The sequence below is a fragment of the Acidovorax sp. A79 genome (genome assembly GCF_041154505.1).
In the GTDB taxonomy this organism is placed as follows: domain Bacteria; phylum Pseudomonadota; class Gammaproteobacteria; order Burkholderiales; family Burkholderiaceae_C; genus Acidovorax.
On record NZ_AP028672.1, the window covers coordinates 2,029,456 to 2,046,679 of the forward strand.

The following is a 17,224-nucleotide window of genomic DNA, read 5'->3' on the forward strand; positions in this document are numbered from 1 at the left end:
GCAGCCGACGTGAATGAGGATGGACATGAACGAACAAGAAGACACAGTCACCCTGCCACCTTTCGCTGGCGGCGGCACGGCTGCGCCCACCGAAGAGGCCCGCAACCCCCTGCTCGCCGCCCTCGGCGAACGCGTTCGCAACCTGCGGGCGCAGCGCGGGCTCACGCGCAAGGCGGTGGCCATGGCGGCCGATGTGTCGGAGCGGCACCTTGCCAACCTGGAGTACGGCACGGGCAACGCGTCCATCCTGGTGCTGCAGCAGGTGGCGGGCGCGCTGCATTGCTCGCTGGCCGAGCTGGTGGGCGACTTCACCACCCGTTCGCCCGAATGGCTGCTGATCCGCGAACTGCTGGAGCACCGCAGCGAACCCGAGCTGCGCCGCGCGCGGCTGGCGCTGCATGAGCTGCTGAGCAGCGGCGCGAGCGACACGGCGCGCCACCGGCGCATCGCGCTCGTGGGGCTGCGGGGCGCGGGCAAGTCCACGCTGGGGCCTTTGCTGGCACGCGACCTGGACGTGCCGTTCATCGAGCTGAGCCGCGAGATCGAAACCCTGGCGGGCTGCAGCGTGCGCGAGATCCACGACCTGTACGGCACCACCGCCTACCGCCGCTACGAGCGCCGCGCGCTCGAAGAGATCGTGCAGATCCACAGCGAGGTGGTGATCGCCACCCCCGGCGGCATCGTCTCGGACCCCGCCACCTTCAACGAACTGCTCGCGCACTGCACCACCGTGTGGCTGCGCGCCGCCCCCGAGGAGCACATGGGCCGCGTGCTGGCCCAGGGCGACATGCGCCCCATGGCCGCGAGCAAGGAAGCCATGGACGACCTGCGCCGCATCCTGGAAGGCCGGGCCGCCTTCTATTCCAAGGCCGATCTCACCATCGACACCTCGGGGCAGAACCTCGAGGAAAGCCTGCGGCAGCTGCGCGCCGGGGTGCGCAAGCTGATGACCCACCCGCCGCACTGACACCCCGGCGCCCCCGCGCGCCATAAATCCAGCAAAAAACCGCGGCATGCATTGACTCGCTCGCAAACATGCATCATGATGCACATCAGTCGATTGATTTATGCATTATTATTCCTGTTCGCAGTTTTTGACGGAGACGCCCCATGACCGCCCAGACCACCGCACCCTCCCGCGTTGACTACCGCACCGATCCCACGCAGTACCGCCACTGGAAACTGGCGGTCGAGGGTCCGTTGGCCCGCCTGTCGCTCGACATCGCCGAAGACGGCGGCATCCGCCCCGGCTACAAGCTCAAGCTCAACAGCTACGACCTGGGCGTGGACATCGAGCTCAACGACGCGCTCAACCGCGTGCGCTTCGAGCACCCGGGCGTGCGCACCGTCATCGTCACCAGCGGCAAGGACCGCATCTTCTGCTCCGGCGCCAACATCTTCATGCTGGGCGTCTCCAGCCACGCCTGGAAGGTGAACTTCTGCAAGTTCACCAACGAGACGCGCAACGGCATCGAGGATTCGTCGAAGCACTCCGGCCTGAAGTTCCTCGCCGCGGTCAACGGTGCCTGCGCGGGCGGCGGCTACGAACTGGCCCTGGCGTGCGACGAGATCCTGCTGGTGGACGACCGCTCTTCCTCGGTGTCGCTGCCCGAAGTGCCGTTGCTGGGCGTCCTGCCCGGCACCGGGGGCCTGACCCGCGTGACCGACAAGCGCCATGTGCGCCACGACCTGGCAGACATCTTCTGCACCAGCGTCGAAGGCGTGCGCGGCCAGCGCGCGGTGGACTGGCGCCTGGTGGATGCGGTGGCCAAACCTGCCCAGTTCGCCGCCGCCGTGCAGGCGCGCGCCACCGAGCTGGCCGCCGGCAGCGACCGCCCGGTCGGCGCCCAGGGCGTGGCCCTGAGCCGCCTGGAGCGCGAGGACGGCGCGGACAGCCTGCGCTATTCGCATGTCGAGGTGCAGATCGACCGCGCCAGGCGCACGGCCACCCTCACGCTGAAGGCGCCCACCGGCGCGCAGCCCGCCGACATCGCGGCCATCGAGGCCACTGGGGCCGCCTGGTGGCCGCTGGCCCTGGCGCGCGAGCTCGACGACGCCATCCTCAACCTGCGCACCAACGAGCTCGACATCGGCACCTGGCTGCTCAAGACCGAGGGCGACGCGCAGGCCGTGCTCGCCTCCGACGCGGTGATGCTGGCCCACAAGGACCACTGGCTGGTGCGCGAGACCATCGGCGCGCTGCGCCGCGCGCTGGCACGGCTGGACGTGTCCTCGCGCACCCTGTTCGCGGTGGTGCAGGAGGGCTCGTGCTTCGCCGGCACGCTGGCCGAGCTGGCCTTCGCGGCCGACCGCACCTACATGCTGGCCCTGCCCGACGACGCCGGGCGCGCGCCGAAGCTCACGCTCAACGAATTCAACTTCGGCTTCTTCCCGATGGTGAACGACCAGAGCCGCCTGCAGCGCCGCTTCTATGAAGAGGCCGCGCCGCTCGACGCCGCGCGCGCCGCGGCTGGCAAGCCGCTCGACGCCGACGAGGCCCTGGCCCTGGGCCTGGTCACCGCCGCGCCCGACGACATCGACTGGGACGACGAACTGCGCATGGCCATCGAGGAGCGCGCCGCCATGTCGCCCGACGCGCTGACCGGGCTGGAGGCCAACCTGCGCTTTGCCAGCAAGGAGAACATGGCCACCCGCATCTTCGGCCGGCTCACGGCCTGGCAGAACTGGATCTTCAACCGCCCCAACGCCGTCGGCGAAAAGGGCGCGCTGAAGGTCTACGGCACCGGCGAAAAGGCCGGCTTCGACTTGAACCGCGTTTGAATCCGCAGCCCTCCGCACAACCCAAGGAACAACGATGAGCACGATCAACTACAGCGAGAAGATCCCCAACAACGTCAACCTCGGCGAAGACCGCACGCTGCAGCGTGCGCTCGAAGGCTGGCAGCCCAACTTCATCAACTGGTGGGACGACGTGGGCCCCGAAGGCTCGACCAACCACGAGGTCTACCTGCGCACCGCCGTGAGCGTCGACCCGCAGGGCTGGGCCCAGTTCGGCCACGTGAAGATGCGCGACTACCGCTGGGGCATCTTCCTGAACCCGGGCGACGCCAACCGCGAGATCCACTTCGGCGACCACAAGGGCGAGAAGGCCTGGCAGGACGTGCCCGGCGAGCACCGCGCCAACCTGCGCCGCATCATCGTCACGCAGGGCGACACCGAGCCAGCGAGCGTGGAGCAGCAGCGCCACCTGGGCCTGACGGCGCCTTCGATGTACGACCTGCGCAACCTGTTCCAGATCAATGTGGAAGAGGGCCGCCACCTCTGGGCCATGGTCTACCTGCTGCACAAGCACTTCGGCCGCGACGGCCGCGAGGAGGCCGAGGCACTGCTGCAGCGCACCTCGGGCGACGTGGACAACCCGCGCATCCTGGGCGCCTTCAACGAGAAGACGCCCGACTGGCTGGCGTTCTTCATGTTCACCTACTTCACCGACCGCGACGGCAAGTTCCAGCTCTCGGCCCTGGCCGAAAGCGCCTTCGACCCGCTGGCACGCACCACCAAGTTCATGCTGACCGAAGAGGCCCACCACATGTTCGTGGGCGAAAGCGGCGTGTCGCGCGTGCTGGCGCGCACCGCGCAGGTGATGAACGAGCTGAAAACCGACGACCCGGCCAAGGTGCGCGCCGCCGGCGCCATCGACCTCGGCACGGTGCAGCGCTACCTCAACTTCCACTACAGCGTGACCATCGACCTGTTCGGCGCCGACCAGTCGAGCAACGCGGCCATCTTCTACAGCTCGGGCCTCAAGGGCCGCTACGAAGAAAGCAAGCGCACCGACGACCACATTCTCAAGGGCCAGACCTACAAGGTGCTGGAGGTCAAGGACGGCCAGCTGCTGGAGAAGGACGTGCCCATGCTCAACGCCCTGAACGAGGTGCTGCGCGACGACTTCATCAAGGACTCGATGGCCGGCGTGGGCCGCTGGAACAAGGTGCTGGAAAAGGCCGGGATTCCCACGCGCCTGTCGGTGCCGCACAAGGCGTTCAACCGCCAGATCGGTGCGTTGGCCGGCATCAAGATGTCGCCCGACGGCCGCGTGGTGAACGAGGTCGAATGGGCCGCGAAGCGCGATGAATGGCTGCCGAGCGCCGAAGACTTCGCTTTCGTGGCATCGTTGATGGGCCGCGTGGTCGAGCCGGGCAAGTTCGCCGGCTGGATCGCGCCCCCGGTGATGGGCATCAACCGCCAGCCTATCGATTTCGAGTACGTCCGGTTCAATTGAGTCCCTGAGCCGCTGCCGGGAGACTTGCTGGAAGAAAAATATGGACACCACCACGCTGATCGACAACGGCATCTTGAAGCAGCACCTGATCGACCCCGAGATCTGCATCCGCTGCAACACCTGCGAGGCGACCTGCCCGGTGGGCGCCATCACGCACGACGACAACAATTACGTCGTGCGGGCCGACGTGTGCAACGGCTGCATGGCCTGCATCTCGCCCTGCCCCACGGGTTCCATCGACAACTGGCGCACCATGCCGGTGGCGCGCGCGTACACGATCGAAGAACAGCTCACCTGGGAGGCGCTGCCGCCAGAACTGGCGCCCGATGTGCTGGCCGCCGAAGGCGCAGCGCCCTCGGCCATGGACACCGCACTGGCGTCGTCCGCACCGGCCGCGCCCGTGGAGCCGGGCACGCAGGCCTTCCGTTCCGCCCAGTACGGCGCCACCGTGCCGCCCTGGTCGGCCGCGCACCCCTACACCAACCTGTTCCCGCCCAAGAGCCCCACCACGGCAACGGTGGTGGGCAACTTCAACTGCACCGAAGCAGGCTTTGAAAGCGAGACGCACCACGTCGTGCTCGACTTCGGCAGCATGCCGTTCCCGGTGCTGGAGGGGCAGTCCATCGGCATCGTCCCGCCGGGCACCGACGTGCTGGGCAAGGCGCACCATGCGCGCCAATACTCCATCGCCAGCCCGCGCAACGGCGAGCGGCCCGGCTACAACAACCTGGCGCTCACCGTGAAGCGCGTGACCACCGACCACGACGGCAACGCCGTGCGCGGCGTGGCCTCCAACTACGTGTGCGACCTGAAGGTGGGCGACAAGGTGCAGGTGGTGGGGCCGTTCGGCAGCTCGTTCCTGATGCCCAACCACCCCCGTTCGCACATCGTGATGATCTGCACCGGCACGGGCAGCGCGCCCATGCGCGCGATGACCGAATGGCGCCGCCGCCTGCGCAGCAGCGGCAAGTTCGAGGGCGGCAAGCTGCTGCTGTTCTTCGGCGCGCGCACCCAGCAGGAGCTGCCCTACTTCGGCCCGCTGCAAAGCCTGCCCAAGGACTTCATCGACATCAACCTCGCGTTCTCGCGCACGGCCGGGCAGCCCCGGCGCTACGTACAGGACCTGATGCGCGAGCGCGCCGCCGACCTGGCCGCGCTGCTGCGCGACGGGAACACCCACTTCTATGTCTGCGGCCTCAAGAGCATGGAAGAAGGCGTGGTGATGGCGCTGCGCGACATCGCCCGCGACAGCGGCCTGGAGTGGGAACAGGTGGGCGCAGTGCTCCAGCGCGAAGGGCGACTGCACCTGGAAACCTACTGACGGCAGGCCTGGCGCAGTCCCCTGCGGAGCGGGGGCCGCCGCCAATTTTTCATTGAAAACAGACCTCAGCGCTTGATACACAAGCGCCATAAGCTATATATTTAATAGCAATTTATCTATTGTCGGCGCTCCGCATGCCCCTAGGCCCCCTGGCCGCACTCGCCCCCTGCGGCCGCGCAGCGGCCGCTCGGCCCCGCGCCAGCCGCGTCCCCGCCACCCGCTCGCCTGCGCGCTGCCACATGCGCGTGGCCTGACGCCGCCGCATGGAAAAAAACCGACCCGCCTATAGGACGGAACCTACAGAAATCGCTGCCGCAGATTTTCAAAATGAATTCACACACGGCCTTCGTGTGCATTTTTTTTGATCATCAGGAGATATTCCATGCCCAACAACAACCCCCAAGGCCACAACCAATACACCGACGACAGCGACTCCCAGCGCAAGAGTTCGGGCAACCGCCAGGCGGAGCAGAGCACCGGCGCTTCCGGCAGCCGCCAGCAGGGGCAGAACGAGCGCCCGGGCTCCAGCGGCAACCAGGGAAGCCGCGAGCAGCAAGGCGACTCTTCCCGCCGCTCTTCCCAGAACCAGCGCTGAGCCGGCCTTGTAGGCACCGGCAGGCATTTCCTCGCAACCCTGGCTGACCAGCCAGCAACCATGAACGGACCAACACACCAGGAGAATTGAAAATGGGTTATCGAGACAGTGATGACAGCGGCTTTTCCCGCCATGGCATGGGTCGGGACCATGACGAAGGGCGGTATGCCGAACGCGCCCACCGCGGCAGCATGGACCGCGATGACCAGCGCCCGGGCTACGCCCCCGAGCTGGATGACCGGTACGGCCAGTACGGCATGGTGCGCAACGACTACCGTGGCAACGCTGGCCTGGGCCTGCCGCCGCGCGAGGGCCGTGACCGTTTTTCCTCGCCGGACCGGTTCCAGGGAGGCGGCGGCTACCGCAACGATGGCCGGGAGATGTACCACCCGCCGAACAGCCGCTTCGACAGCGACTACCGGGACTACCAGGACCAGGACCGCGCGGGCTATGCCCGAGGGGGTGGGCACTGGGGCAGCGACGATGAGCTGCGCGGGCCCTCCCAGGGCCGCCAGGGTCACCACGACCCCGACTACCAGCAATGGCGGCAGGAACAGCTGCGCCTGCTGGACGAGGACTACCAGTCGTGGCGCAAGGAGCGCTACGAGAAGTTTTCCGACGACTTCAATACCTGGCGCACTTCGCGCAACCAGCAGTCCCCCTCCAAGGGCCAGGCCGGTGCCACGGGCAGCAGCAGCACCAGCAATCCCGGCGCCACATCCGGCAAATCCAAGGACGCAGGCTGACGGCGGCGCCGCTCCTTGAGGAAGGCCGGCGGGCGCACGTTCGCCGGTGACCCGGCCCGTGACGCGGCGCCCCTGACTCCCTGGCCGCCCCTCCCCCGCGCGGGAGTGGGCGGCTTATTCCTGCCCGCGTGGAACGGGTCGGGCTTCCCCTGGCGTTCCCGGCTGGCGCGCTCCGCGCCACAGTTGCTCATTCGTCCTACAACAGGCCCGGCGGTCCAAAAATACGATGGCGGCATCCCCCTGGCGATGGCGCCGCCGGCCCCTCTCGCCGTTTCCGAGAGCAAAGGAATCCGCATGACCGCCTTGTCCGCATACGGTGACGCTCTCCGCCCCTCGCCCTCCAGATCATCCGCCCAGACAGAAATCGTCATGCCGTTCACGCAGGGCATCAAGGGGCACTCGAGCGTGCACGAACACGTGACGCGCGAGCAGATCGCCCGCCATGTCGCCGCGCTCAAGGGTTGCCCCTTCATGAAAGAGGTGCCCCAGCCCTTGTGGACCCGCCGCACCTACCTCGTGCCCAGCGACACCCTCGTGGCGTCCACGGCGCAGCGCCTGGGCCTGTTGGGAGAAGACGACCTGTTCGGCGGCGTGGTGCCCCATGCCTTCGTCGCCACCAAGGCCATCACCCATCCCCTGGTGTCGGCCACGGCCGCGGCCCCGCAAGGCTGGAGCGAGGCGTTTTCCCGCCGGGTCGGCGCCGCCGTGCTGCCGGGCTACACCGCGTTCTCCAGCCGGGATGCGCAGGAGGCCGGTGAACAACTGCTGGCGCTGGGTCCCGTGCGGGTCAAGCCCGTGGGCGAGACCGGAGGGCGCGGCCAGACGGTGGTGCCCGACACCCGCGCGCTCTCCGCCTGCCTGGCGGCATTGGGCAAGGCGGCCCTGGTCGAGCAGGGCATCGTGCTGGAGCACAACCTCTCCCAGGTGGACACGCTGAGCGTGGGCCAGGTGCGCGTGGCGGGCATCCTGGCCTCGTACCACGGCAGGCAGCGCCTCACGCAGAACAACACCGGCGCGATGGCCTACGGCGGCTCCGACCTGACCGTGGTGCGGGGCGATTTCCACGCGCTCCTGTCCACGCTCCCGCCCGGCCCCGTCCGCAAGGCGGTCGATCAGGCCCTGGCGTACGACGCCGCGGTGCGGGAATGCTTTCCGGGGTTTTTCGCCTCGCGCATCAACTACGACGTCGCGCAGGGCATCGCGGCCGACGGCCGGTGGTGCTCGGGGGTGCTGGAGCAATCCTGGAGGATCGGCGGCGCCACCGGCGCCGAAGTGGCCGCGCTCGAAGCCTTTCACGCCGACCGCTCCCTGCGCTCGGTGCAGGCCAGCTGCGTGGAGACGTATGGCCGCTTCGAGCCCCTTCCGGCAGCGGCGACCGAGTACTTCCGGGGAGAGGATCCCGAAGTGGGCCTGCTGACCAAATACGCCCTGGTGCATCGCGATGGCCACGCGGCATAGGGCGATCCAGATTCCCTCGGGGGACCGCACGATCGCGGGCACGCTGGTCGCGCCCGACACCGTGGTGCCGGGCGTCATGCTGGTGCACGGCTGGGACGGCAGCCAGGAGCAGTACCTTGCGCGCGCCCATGCCATCGCCGCCCTGGGGTGCATCTGCCTGACCTTCGACCTGCGGGGCCATGCCAGCGACAAGGCCCACCGCGACACGGTCACCCGGGAAGACAACCTCAACGACATGCTCGCCGCCTACGACCTTCTCACGGGCCACCCCGCGGTGGACGCCAACTCCGTGGCGGTGGTGGGCAGCAGCTACGGCGGCTACCTGGCCACCGTGCTCAGCGCGCTGCGGCCCCTGCGGTGGATGGCGCTGCGCGCTCCCGCGCTCTACAAGGACGAGGACTGGCTGGTGTCCAAGCAGAACCTCGACCGCCAGGAGATATCCCGCTACCGCGCCATGAAACTCGCCTCCGACAGCAACCGCGCCCTGGCGGCCAGCGCGGTCTTCGAAGGGGATGTGCTGCTGGTCGAATCCGAACTCGACCACATCGTCCCACACCCGGTCATCGAGAACTACCGCGCCGCGTTCCTGCGCACCCACTCCATGACCTACCGGGTGATCAAGCAGGCAGACCACAGCCTGTCCAAACCCGAATGGAGCGAGGCCTACACCGCGATGCTGGTGACCTGGATGTCGGAAATGCTGGGGCTGGCCAAGAACGGACAGCCCTCCGGCAAGAAGTGACGTAGGCCGGCGGGCGCCGGAGGCGCCACGCCACCCACCGGGCCTTCGCCGCATCCATCCGATGGGCACAGTCAAAACTGTCCGACACGGCCGCCGCGCGCGCGGAGGGCTAATGGAGCTTCTTCCCTGCCGCCCTGGAGAACACCATGTCCAAGACACACCGCTCCGGTTCCGATCCCCACCTCAAGCCCCGCGAACTCAAGCGCATGCGCCAGTGGGAAGCCATGGCCCGGCCCCGCCAGGTGCCGCTGCGGTTTCCCGAGCCCGAGCCCCCGCTATGGAAGCCGCTGGGCTGACCGCGATTGCACACCACGCGCCGGCCCGACGCCGCCCGTTTCCCATCCACCGCATGTGAAGAAGCCTTGCCATGAAGCCATCATCCAAGACAGCCCCGTCCACCCCGGCCGCACGGGCCACGGCCACGGCCGCGAAGCAAAAGAAGATCCAGGCAGCGCAGGACCGCCGCGACGAGCGCGCCCGCCCGGCCAAGGCAGCGCCCGCTTCGGCCCGGGGCAAGGCCCCCGCGCCCGGCCCCGGGCGCTCGGAACCCGCCCCCCCGCTGCCGGCCCAGCACCTTGCCAAACCCGGCAGCGAGGCCGAGATGCAGCTCAAGCCGAGGTTCGAGGCACCCCACTACCGGGGCAGCGGCAAGCTCACGGGGTTCTCCACCCTCATTACCGGGGGCGACTCCGGGATAGGCCGTGCGGTGGCGGTGCTGTTTGCCCGCGAGGGCGCGGATGTCGCCATCGCCTACCTGGCCGAACACGAGGATGCCCAGCGGACGCGCGAGCTGGTGGAGGCCGAGGGCGGCCGGTCCATCCTGATACCCGGCGACGTCAAGGACGCGGCATTCTGCGCCGGCGCCGTGCGGCAGGTGGTCAAGGCGTTTGGCAAACTTAACGTGCTGGTCAACAACGCCGCGTTCCAGGAGCACGCGGACTCCCTCGAAGCGCTGACGGCGGAGCGTTTCGACGAGACGTTCCAGACCAACATCTATGGCTACTTCTACATGGCCAAGGCAGCCCTGCCCCACTTGCACCGGGGCGATTCGATCATCAACACCGGCTCGGTCACCGGCCTGCGCGGCAGCAAGGAACTGCTGGACTATTCCGCCACCAAAGGCGCCATCCATGCCTTCACCAAGGCCCTGGCCCACAACCTGGCCGAGCGGGGCATCCGCGTGAACGCGGTGGCCCCGGGGCCCGTGTGGACGCCCCTCAACCCCGCGGACAAGGCGCCCGGGGACATTGCCAGGTTTGGCGAAAAGACGCACATGGGCCGCCCTGCACAGCCCGAGGAGATTTCTCCCGCCTATGTGTTCCTGGCGGCCCCCTGCTGCTCCAGCTACATCACCGGCACCGTGCTGCCCATCACGGGCAACGCGGGAGACGGCGCGTGAAGAAAGCGGCGTGCGGCATCACGCCAGATCCTGGCTGACCCGTGGTTCGATCTCGGCCCACTCCCCGTCGGTGAACAGGCGCGAGCGGGTGTGGAACGCCTTGCCCGTGCTGCCTTCCAGCGAAAACGTGCCGCCGTGCCCGTCGATCACATCCAGGATGAGCTGCGTGTGTTTCCAGTACTCGTACTGGGATTTGCCGATGTAGAACGGCGCGCCGCCCACATCGCCCAGCAGCACATCGCTGGCTCCAATCGTGAGATCGGTGGGCAGATAGCAGTTGGCCGCACTGTTGTCGCAGCAGCCACCCGACTGGTGGAACAACACGCTGCCATGCTGCGCCTGCAGCTGCGCGATCAGCGCCAGGGCTGCCTCGGTGGCAATGACTCTCTCGACCATGGTGATCTCCTGATGTGCCGACAAAAAACGCTGCTGTGCTGAAAGTAATTTCGCAGCAGCGTCACGGTGGTTCACAGAGCGTCGATGGCCAGGCGCGTCGTCGCAGGCAGCGGCAGCGCCAGGGCAAGACGGCGCAACGACGCCAGCGGCGCCCTGTGGGCCACAACCCACCAAATCAGAAGAAGCCGAGTTTGTTTTCTGAGTAGCTCACCAGCAGGTTCTTGGTCTGCTGGTAGTGGTCGAGCATCATCTTGTGCGTCTCGCGCCCGATGCCCGACTCCTTGTAGCCGCCGAACGCCGCGTGCGCGGGATAGGCGTGGTAGCAGTTGGTCCATACGCGGCCGGCCTTGATGGCGCGCCCCATGCGATAGGCCACGTTGCCGTTGCGGCTCCACACGCCGGCGCCCAGGCCGTACAGCGTGTCGTTGGCGATGGCCAGCGCCTCGGCCTCGTCCTTGAAGGTGGTCACGGCCAGCACGGGGCCGAAGATTTCTTCCTGGAAGATGCGCATCTTGTTGTGGCCCTTGAACAGCGTGGGCTGCACGTAGTAGCCGCCTTCCAGGTCGCCGCCCAGGTGGGCCTGGCCGCCCCCGGCCAGCACTTCGGCGCCTTCCTGCTTGCCCAGGTCCAGGTACGACAGGATCTTGGTGAGCTGCTCCTTGCTGGCCTGCGCGCCCATCATGCTGTCGGTATCGAGCGGGTTGGCGTGCTGGATGGCGGCCACGCGCTTCAAGACGCGTTCCATGAACTTGTCGTAGATCGACTCCTGGATCAGCGCGCGGCTGGGGCAGGTGCAGACCTCGCCCTGGTTGAACGCGAACAGCACCAGGCCCTCGATGGCCTTGTCCAGGAAGGCATCGTCCTTGTCCATCACGTCCGCGAAGAAGATGTTGGGGCTCTTGCCGCCCAACTCCAGCGTGGCGGGGATCAGGTTGTTGGCGGCGGCCTGCGCGATCACGCGGCCCGTGCTGGTGGAGCCGGTGAAGGCGATTTTTGCGATGCGCTTGCTCGTGGCCAGCGGCATGCCCGCCTCGCGGCCATAGCCGTTCACGATGTTGAGCACGCCGGGCGGCAGCAGGTCGGCGATCAGTTCGGCCAGGATCAGGATGGAGATGGGCGTGGACTCGGCGGGCTTGAGCACCACGCAGTTGCCCGCACCAATCGCAGGCGCCAGCTTCCAGGCGGCCATCAGGATCGGGAAGTTCCACGGAATGATCTGGCCCACCACACCGAGCGGCTCCTGGATGTGGTACGCCACGGTGTTCTCGTCGATGTTGGACAGCGCGCCTTCCTGCGCCCGCACGCAGCCCGCGAAGTAGCGGAAATGGTCCACGGTGAGCGGGATGTCGGCGTTCAGCGTTTCGCGGATGGCCTTGCCGTTGTCCACGGTTTCGGCATAGGCCAGCAGCTCCAGGTTCTGCTCAATGCGGTCGGCAATTTTCAGCAGGATGTTGCCGCGCGTGGCGGCGTCGGTCTTGCCCCAGGCATCGGCAGCGGCATGCGCGGCGTCCAGCGCCAGTTCAATGTCTTCGGCAGTGGAGCGGGCGGCCTGGGTGTAGACCTTGCCGTTCACGGGCGAGATGACATCGAAATACTGGCCCTTGACCGGGGCCACAAATTTGCCGCCGATGAAGTTGTTGTACTGGGCTTGGTAGGCGATCTTGGCGCCAGCGGCGCCGGGGGCTGCGTAAACGGTCATGTTGTCTGTCTCCGGTGGATTTGTGGACATCTGCTCGGCACAGCGCGCCGCCAGATAGAGGACATGACTCAAAACCCGTGCCAACCCAGCCAATCTTCCAAGTGGTTGATTTTTATGGCTTTGTTTGCGCGTTCGCAAGAAAGCACAACCCATCGGCCGTTAAGGTGTCCGCTCCAGAACGCGACACCTGTCACGAAATGGAACAGTTGAAGCAGCCCCGCGGCCATCGCTATTGCCCTGGCCTCTGGCCACCGCCATACTGGCTTTCAAACAGGGCGCGTTCATGACGCCCGGGCAGGAGACAAACACCATGCGATCCACTTCCACATCTGTGGCACTGCGGCAGGCCCGCCAGCACCTGCTGGAATCAGGCCAATGCCCCAGCGGGCTTGTGGACGAGCGCCTGACGCGGTCGTGGCAGCGCAGCATGGACAGCGGCCTGCGGCCGACCGGGCGGCTGGGCAGCCCCGACAACCTGGAACAGCAAGCCCTGCGGCAGCTGCGCGGCCACCACCAGGAGTTGCTGGCGCATTCGCGCCCCGTCATGGAGTACCTGTTCGAGCAGGTGCGCGACAGCCAGAGCGTGGTGGTGCTGGCCAGCCCCTGCGGAACGCTGGTGGACACCTGTGGCGACGCCTACTTCCTGGGCAAGGCCGAACGGGTGGCCCTGACCAGTGGCGCCTCGTGGCACGAAAAGCAGCGCGGCACCAACGCCATCGGCACCGCGCTGGCCGAAATGGCGCCCGTGGAAGTGCATGGCGCGGAGCATTTCCTGGAGCGCAACGGTTTCCTGACCTGCGCGGCGGCCCCCATCCTGTCTGCCACGGGGCAGCTGCTGGGCATTCTGGACATCTCCAGCGAGCACAGCCGGGGCAACCCGCACACGCTGGGGCTGGTGAGCACCGCCGCCCACATGATCGAAAACCGGCTGCTCGTGTCCGCAAGCCAGCGCCACATCCGCCTGCACCTGCACCCCCACCCGGAGGGCATTGGCACCGTGGCCGAAGGCATCGCGCTGGTGTCGGAAGACGGCTGGGTGGTCGGCGGCAACCGCAGCGCGCTGGCGCTGCTGCGCCTTTCCATCGCGCAGCTGGGCTGCGTCTCGCTGGACCAGATCCTCCATCCAGGCCTAGAGGATCTGTTGTCCCGCCACCAGCGCCGCCCCGACGCGCCGCTTTCCCTGCGCAGGCACGATGGCTCCCAGCTCTTCGGGCAACTGGTGCCCGACAAGCGCACCGTGCGCCCCCTCGCCCCCGCCGCGCCCTCCAGCGCTCCCCCGGATGCCCTGGCGCGCCTGGACACCGGCGATGCGCGCTGGCGCATGGCGGCAGCCAAGACACGGCGCATCCTCGACAAGCCCATTCCCCTGCTGCTGCAGGGCGAATCGGGCGTGGGCAAGGAATGGTTCGCGCGGGGCGCGCACCAGAGCGGACCGCGCCGCGACGGCCCCTTCATCGCCATCAACTGCGCGGCCATGCCGGAGGCGCTGATCGAGTCGGAGCTGTTCGGCTACGCACCCGGCACGTTCACCGGCGGGCGCCGCGAAGGACGCCTGGGCCTGCTGCGCGAGGCCCAGGGCGGCACGCTGTTCCTCGACGAGATCGGCGACATGCCGGCGGCCCTGCAGACGCGGTTGCTCCGGGTGCTGCAGGAGCGGCAGGTGGTCCCCCTGGGCAGCGGCCACCCGGTGGCCGTGGACTTCGCCCTCATCTGCGCCTCCAACCGCAAGCTGCGCGAGGAGGCGGAGCAGGGGCGCTTTCGCGCCGACCTGTACTACCGGATCAATGGCCTCGCGGTCGAGCTTCCACCCTTGCGTGAACGCACCGATTTCGAAGCGCTGAGCGCGAGGATGCTGGAGGACATCGAGCCCTCCCGCGCCCTGCGGCTGGCGCCGTCGCTGATGGCGATGCTGGAACAGTACCCCTGGCCCGGCAATCTGCGGCAATGCGCCAGCGTGCTGCGGACCACCTGCGCGATGCTGGAGCCGCACGAGGAGGTGCTCGAATGGCACCACCTGCCGGACGACTTCCAGGACGAACTCCGGCGGGCCGACCGGTTCTGCGCGCCAAAGGAAGCCCCGCCCCCGCCGCAGAACCTGGACGAACTGTCTCAATCCGCCATTCAGCAGGCCCTGGAGAGCTGCCGTGGCAACGTGAGCCACGCGGCACGCACCCTGGGCATCAGCCGCCAGACGCTCTACCGCAAGCTGGCAATGCGCAGGGAGAGGCTCGCCCACCCGCCCGGGTGACCAGGCCCCTGCCGCGCCACGGCGCTGGCGCTGCCGACATCCGCTCGGGGATCGCGGGCCTTACGGTTGCCGGTCTCCCTTGGCGTATTCCTTGAGCGCATCGATGGCCTCTTCGCGCGTGGCCCAGGAGGCATCGCGGACCGGCACATTGTGTCCGTCTATCAGAAGGCTCTGCACGGTGTAGCGCCCCTGCGGCGTCCTGCAGAGCACCGCGGAGTAGGAGCTTGCATCCGCCGTGCCAAAAACGTTCTCTTCCTCGAGTTCACCGGGCATGGAAACCTCCTCATCCGTTCGCCACGTTGGACCTTTGATTGTCGGCAGCGGAGTCCGCCAACGGTGTAGGCCAATGGCCCCTTGCGCCTTCTTCGGAGGCCGCGGCGCGCCGCTTTCCTACAGACATCGAAGGGCCGCCGCGAAACGATCGAATCCAACGGCCCCGCGGCGCATCCCGCGCTGCGCGATGCCCTGTTAGAAAGTGCGTACATGGCTACCAGCAACCGGGTGCTCTGGAAGGGCGCCATCTCCTTCGGCCTTGTCCATATTCCCGTGGGCCTGCACACCGCCACCACGGAGCAAGGCATTGATTTCGATTGGCTGGACAAGCGGTCGATGGACCCCGTGGGCTACAAGCGGATCAACAAGCGCACCGGCAAGGAAATCGACAAGGCCCACATCGTCAAGGGCGTCGAGTACGAGAACGGGCAGTACGTTGTTCTTTCCCCGGAGGAAATCGAAGGCGCCTTCCCGCGCACCACCCAGACCATCGAGATCGAGCGCTTTGTGAACGCCCAGGAAATCCCGTTCGTCTACCTGGAGCGCCCGTACTACGTGAGCCCCATCAACAAGGGGCACAAGGTGTATGCCCTGCTGCGCGAAGCCCTCGCCAGGACCGGGAAGATCGCGCTGGCAAAGGTCGTGATCCAGACCAAGCAGCACCTGGCGCTGCTGGCGCCCTCGGGACCCGCGCTCGTCCTCAACCTGCTCAGATGGGGCGACGAGGTCAAGGGTTTCGAGGGACTGGATCTCCCCGCCCTGGGCGCCACCGCCATCAAGCCCAGCGAGATGAAGATGGCGACGCAGCTCATCGCCGAAATGACCGGCCACTGGAAGCCGGAAGATTTCAAGGACGAATTCCGCCAGCAGGTCATGGACCTGGTGGCCGCCAAGGTCCAGCAGGGCGATACCCGCACGGTCACGCAGCCCGCACAGGCCGCCACGGGCAGCGCGGAAATCATCGACCTCACGGAGCTGCTGCAGCGCAGCCTCAAGCCCGTAAACCGCCGCCCTGCCGCCAGGCCGGCGGCCAAGGAGGGCGGCACGGCGCCGCGCAAAACCGCGCGCAAGCGTGCCGCGGCCAAGACGCCTTCCGCGCAGCGCAAGAAGGCGGCCTGATGAAGCGCGCGGACGCGGCACACGCACCACAGGCCCCGGCGACGCGATCGCCCCGCGCCAGGAAACGCGCCAGATCGCCACAGCCCGGACCGCGCATCTCCCACGGTGAGCGCGTGATCGATCCGTCCACGGGATTCACCAAGATGGACATGGTGCGGTACTACGCCAAGGTCGGCCCCTTGATGCTGCAGCACCTGAAAGCACGGCCCGTGGCCCTGGTGAGGGCTCCCGGGGGCGTGCCGGGAGAACTCTTCTTTCAGAAGCACCAGGAGGCCGAGGCGCTGCCCGGCATGCGGAGCCTGGACCCGGCGCTGGACGAGGGGCATGCGCCCTTGCTGGAAGTGGTCTCCCCACAGGGCTTGCGCAGCGGGTCGCAGATGAACGTCATTGAATACCACACCTGGAACGCGCTGAAAGACAGGATGGAGCGCCCCGACCGGCTGACCTTCGACCTGGACCCGGGCGAAGGCGTGGCATGGGCGGATGTGCGTGAAGGCACGCGGCTGCTGCGCGTGCTGCTGCAGGGACTGGGGCTTCCCGCCTTTTTGAAAACCAGTGGGGGCAAGGGCCTTCACGTGGTGGTTCCGCTCAAGCGCCTGCGCGACTGGGACACGGTCAAGGATTTTTCCAGGGCCATCGTGCTGCACCTGGCCGAGACGATCCCGCAGCGCTTCGTGGCCAAGAGCGGTCCGCGCAACCGGGTGGGCAGGATCTTTGTGGACTACCTGCGCAACGGCCGCGGTGCGACGACCGTGAGCGCATGGTCGGCACGCGCACGGCCGGGAATGGGCGTTTCCGTGCCCGTCGGTTGGGAAGAACTGGATGCGCTGACCAGCGCCGCCCACTGGAACGTCCGGAACATCGACGCGAGGCTTGGCGTGGGCAATGGCCCCTGGCAGGCCTGCGAAGAGGCCGCGGTGAGTTTGACACCCGCGATGAAAGCGCTCGGATTCCGGCCCGGCTGACGCGTGCCCGCGCTCCCGGC

General features: G+C 67.6%; 15 protein-coding genes and 1 pseudogene. 13 read left to right on the plus strand and 3 right to left on the minus strand.

What is annotated here, in order from left to right; genetic code table 11:
* The first annotated feature begins 25 nt into the window (after positions 1-25).
* The 10 genes from ACAM51_RS09275 to ACAM51_RS09320 all read left to right on the plus strand — a co-directional run bounded on the left by ACAM51_RS09275 (position 26) and on the right by ACAM51_RS09320 (position 10,504).
* The gene (locus ACAM51_RS09275; protein WP_369643368.1) at positions 26-967 is read left to right on the plus strand and encodes a helix-turn-helix transcriptional regulator; all 942 of its coding nucleotides are present in this window, start codon (positions 26-28) and stop codon (positions 965-967) included.
* Between the two features lie 143 nt (positions 968-1,110).
* Positions 1,111-2,781: a 2,3-epoxybenzoyl-CoA dihydrolase gene (gene boxC, locus ACAM51_RS09280; protein WP_369643369.1), complete on the plus strand. Its 1,671-nt coding sequence runs from the start codon at positions 1,111-1,113 to the stop codon at positions 2,779-2,781.
* A gap of 34 nt (positions 2,782-2,815) precedes the next feature.
* The gene (boxB, locus tag ACAM51_RS09285; protein WP_369643370.1) at positions 2,816-4,243 is read left to right on the plus strand and encodes a benzoyl-CoA 2,3-epoxidase subunit BoxB; all 1,428 of its coding nucleotides are present in this window, start codon (positions 2,816-2,818) and stop codon (positions 4,241-4,243) included.
* Between the two features lie 40 nt (positions 4,244-4,283).
* On the plus strand, positions 4,284-5,564 hold the full coding sequence (gene boxA / locus ACAM51_RS09290; RefSeq protein ID WP_369643371.1) for a benzoyl-CoA 2,3-epoxidase subunit BoxA: 1,281 nt from the start codon (positions 4,284-4,286) through the stop codon (positions 5,562-5,564).
* Between the two features lie 382 nt (positions 5,565-5,946).
* Positions 5,947-6,159 carry a hypothetical protein gene (locus ACAM51_RS09295; RefSeq protein WP_369643372.1) on the plus strand — a complete coding sequence of 71 codons (213 nt, stop codon included), beginning with the start codon at positions 5,947-5,949 and terminating at the stop codon, positions 6,157-6,159.
* Between the two features lie 92 nt (positions 6,160-6,251).
* The gene (locus ACAM51_RS09300; RefSeq protein ID WP_369643373.1) at positions 6,252-6,905 is read left to right on the plus strand and encodes a hypothetical protein; all 654 of its coding nucleotides are present in this window, start codon (positions 6,252-6,254) and stop codon (positions 6,903-6,905) included.
* Positions 6,906-7,199: 294 nt separating this feature from the next.
* On the plus strand, positions 7,200-8,363 hold the full coding sequence (locus ACAM51_RS09305) for a DUF3182 family protein (protein WP_369643374.1): 1,164 nt from the start codon (positions 7,200-7,202) through the stop codon (positions 8,361-8,363).
* Positions 8,347-9,105 carry a S9 family peptidase gene (locus tag ACAM51_RS09310; RefSeq protein WP_218296140.1) on the plus strand — a complete coding sequence of 253 codons (759 nt, stop codon included), beginning with the start codon at positions 8,347-8,349 and terminating at the stop codon, positions 9,103-9,105. The genes ACAM51_RS09305 and ACAM51_RS09310 overlap by 17 nt, the downstream gene beginning before the upstream one ends.
* A 146-nt stretch (positions 9,106-9,251) precedes the next feature.
* Positions 9,252-9,401, plus strand: coding sequence for a hypothetical protein (locus ACAM51_RS09315; RefSeq protein WP_218296141.1), 150 nt, complete (start codon positions 9,252-9,254; stop codon positions 9,399-9,401).
* Between the two features lie 71 nt (positions 9,402-9,472).
* Complete coding sequence (locus ACAM51_RS09320) at positions 9,473-10,504, plus strand: SDR family oxidoreductase (protein WP_369643375.1); 1,032 nt, start codon at positions 9,473-9,475, stop codon at positions 10,502-10,504.
* A gap of 18 nt (positions 10,505-10,522) precedes the next feature.
* On the opposite strand, the gene ACAM51_RS09325 is transcribed toward ACAM51_RS09320, so the two are convergent.
* Positions 10,523-10,900 (minus strand): DUF779 domain-containing protein, encoded by a 378-nt coding sequence (locus tag ACAM51_RS09325; RefSeq protein WP_218296143.1) that lies wholly within the window; start codon positions 10,898-10,900, stop codon positions 10,523-10,525.
* Between the two features lie 175 nt (positions 10,901-11,075).
* Positions 11,076-12,599 (minus strand): aldehyde dehydrogenase family protein, encoded by a 1,524-nt coding sequence (locus tag ACAM51_RS09330; RefSeq protein ID WP_218296144.1) that lies wholly within the window; start codon positions 12,597-12,599, stop codon positions 11,076-11,078.
* A 310-nt stretch (positions 12,600-12,909) separates the two neighbouring features.
* Here ACAM51_RS09330 and ACAM51_RS09335 point away from each other — a divergent pair, with 310 nt between their 5' ends.
* Positions 12,910-14,847 carry a sigma-54-dependent Fis family transcriptional regulator gene (locus ACAM51_RS09335; RefSeq protein ID WP_369643376.1) on the plus strand — a complete coding sequence of 646 codons (1,938 nt, stop codon included), beginning with the start codon at positions 12,910-12,912 and terminating at the stop codon, positions 14,845-14,847.
* 60 nt (positions 14,848-14,907) lie between these two features.
* Here the strand turns inward: ACAM51_RS09335 and ACAM51_RS09340 are convergent, their stop codons facing one another.
* On the minus strand, positions 14,908-15,120 hold the full coding sequence (locus ACAM51_RS09340) for a hypothetical protein (protein WP_369643377.1): 213 nt from the start codon (positions 15,118-15,120) through the stop codon (positions 14,908-14,910).
* A gap of 210 nt (positions 15,121-15,330) precedes the next feature.
* On the opposite strand from ACAM51_RS09340, the gene ACAM51_RS09345 reads away from it, so the two are divergent.
* Both ACAM51_RS09345 and ligD read left to right on the plus strand, forming a co-directional pair.
* The gene (locus tag ACAM51_RS09345; RefSeq protein WP_369643378.1) at positions 15,331-16,239 is read left to right on the plus strand and encodes a Ku protein; all 909 of its coding nucleotides are present in this window, start codon (positions 15,331-15,333) and stop codon (positions 16,237-16,239) included.
* Between the two features lie 92 nt (positions 16,240-16,331).
* Positions 16,332-17,204, plus strand: a pseudogene (ligD, locus tag ACAM51_RS09350) (non-homologous end-joining DNA ligase); the annotation flags it as partial.
* Positions 17,205-17,224 lie beyond the last annotated feature (20 nt).

What these genes read in the sequence shown, in the direction of transcription:
- boxB (WP_369643370.1), top strand. Translation starts at nt 2,816, where the DNA reads ATGAGCACGATCAACTACAGCGAGAAGATCCCCAACAACGTCAACCTC.
- boxC (WP_369643369.1), top strand. Translation starts at nt 1,111, where the DNA reads ATGACCGCCCAGACCACCGCACCCTCCCGCGTTGACTACCGCACCGAT.
- ACAM51_RS09340 (WP_369643377.1), bottom strand. Translation starts at nt 15,120, where the DNA reads ATGCCCGGTGAACTCGAGGAAGAGAACGTTTTTGGCACGGCGGATGCA.
- ACAM51_RS09335 (WP_369643376.1), top strand. Translation starts at nt 12,910, where the DNA reads ATGCGATCCACTTCCACATCTGTGGCACTGCGGCAGGCCCGCCAGCAC.
- ACAM51_RS09330 (WP_218296144.1), bottom strand. Translation starts at nt 12,599, where the DNA reads ATGACCGTTTACGCAGCCCCCGGCGCCGCTGGCGCCAAGATCGCCTAC.
- ACAM51_RS09300 (WP_369643373.1), top strand. Translation starts at nt 6,252, where the DNA reads ATGGGTTATCGAGACAGTGATGACAGCGGCTTTTCCCGCCATGGCATG.
- boxA (WP_369643371.1), top strand. Translation starts at nt 4,284, where the DNA reads ATGGACACCACCACGCTGATCGACAACGGCATCTTGAAGCAGCACCTG.
- ACAM51_RS09345 (WP_369643378.1), top strand. Translation starts at nt 15,331, where the DNA reads ATGGCTACCAGCAACCGGGTGCTCTGGAAGGGCGCCATCTCCTTCGGC.
- ACAM51_RS09320 (WP_369643375.1), top strand. Translation starts at nt 9,473, where the DNA reads ATGAAGCCATCATCCAAGACAGCCCCGTCCACCCCGGCCGCACGGGCC.
- ACAM51_RS09275 (WP_369643368.1), top strand. Translation starts at nt 26, where the DNA reads ATGAACGAACAAGAAGACACAGTCACCCTGCCACCTTTCGCTGGCGGC.
- ACAM51_RS09295 (WP_369643372.1), top strand. Translation starts at nt 5,947, where the DNA reads ATGCCCAACAACAACCCCCAAGGCCACAACCAATACACCGACGACAGC.
- ACAM51_RS09325 (WP_218296143.1), bottom strand. Translation starts at nt 10,900, where the DNA reads ATGGTCGAGAGAGTCATTGCCACCGAGGCAGCCCTGGCGCTGATCGCG.
- ACAM51_RS09310 (WP_218296140.1), top strand. Translation starts at nt 8,347, where the DNA reads ATGGCCACGCGGCATAGGGCGATCCAGATTCCCTCGGGGGACCGCACG.
- ACAM51_RS09315 (WP_218296141.1), top strand. Translation starts at nt 9,252, where the DNA reads ATGTCCAAGACACACCGCTCCGGTTCCGATCCCCACCTCAAGCCCCGC.
- ACAM51_RS09305 (WP_369643374.1), top strand. Translation starts at nt 7,200, where the DNA reads ATGACCGCCTTGTCCGCATACGGTGACGCTCTCCGCCCCTCGCCCTCC.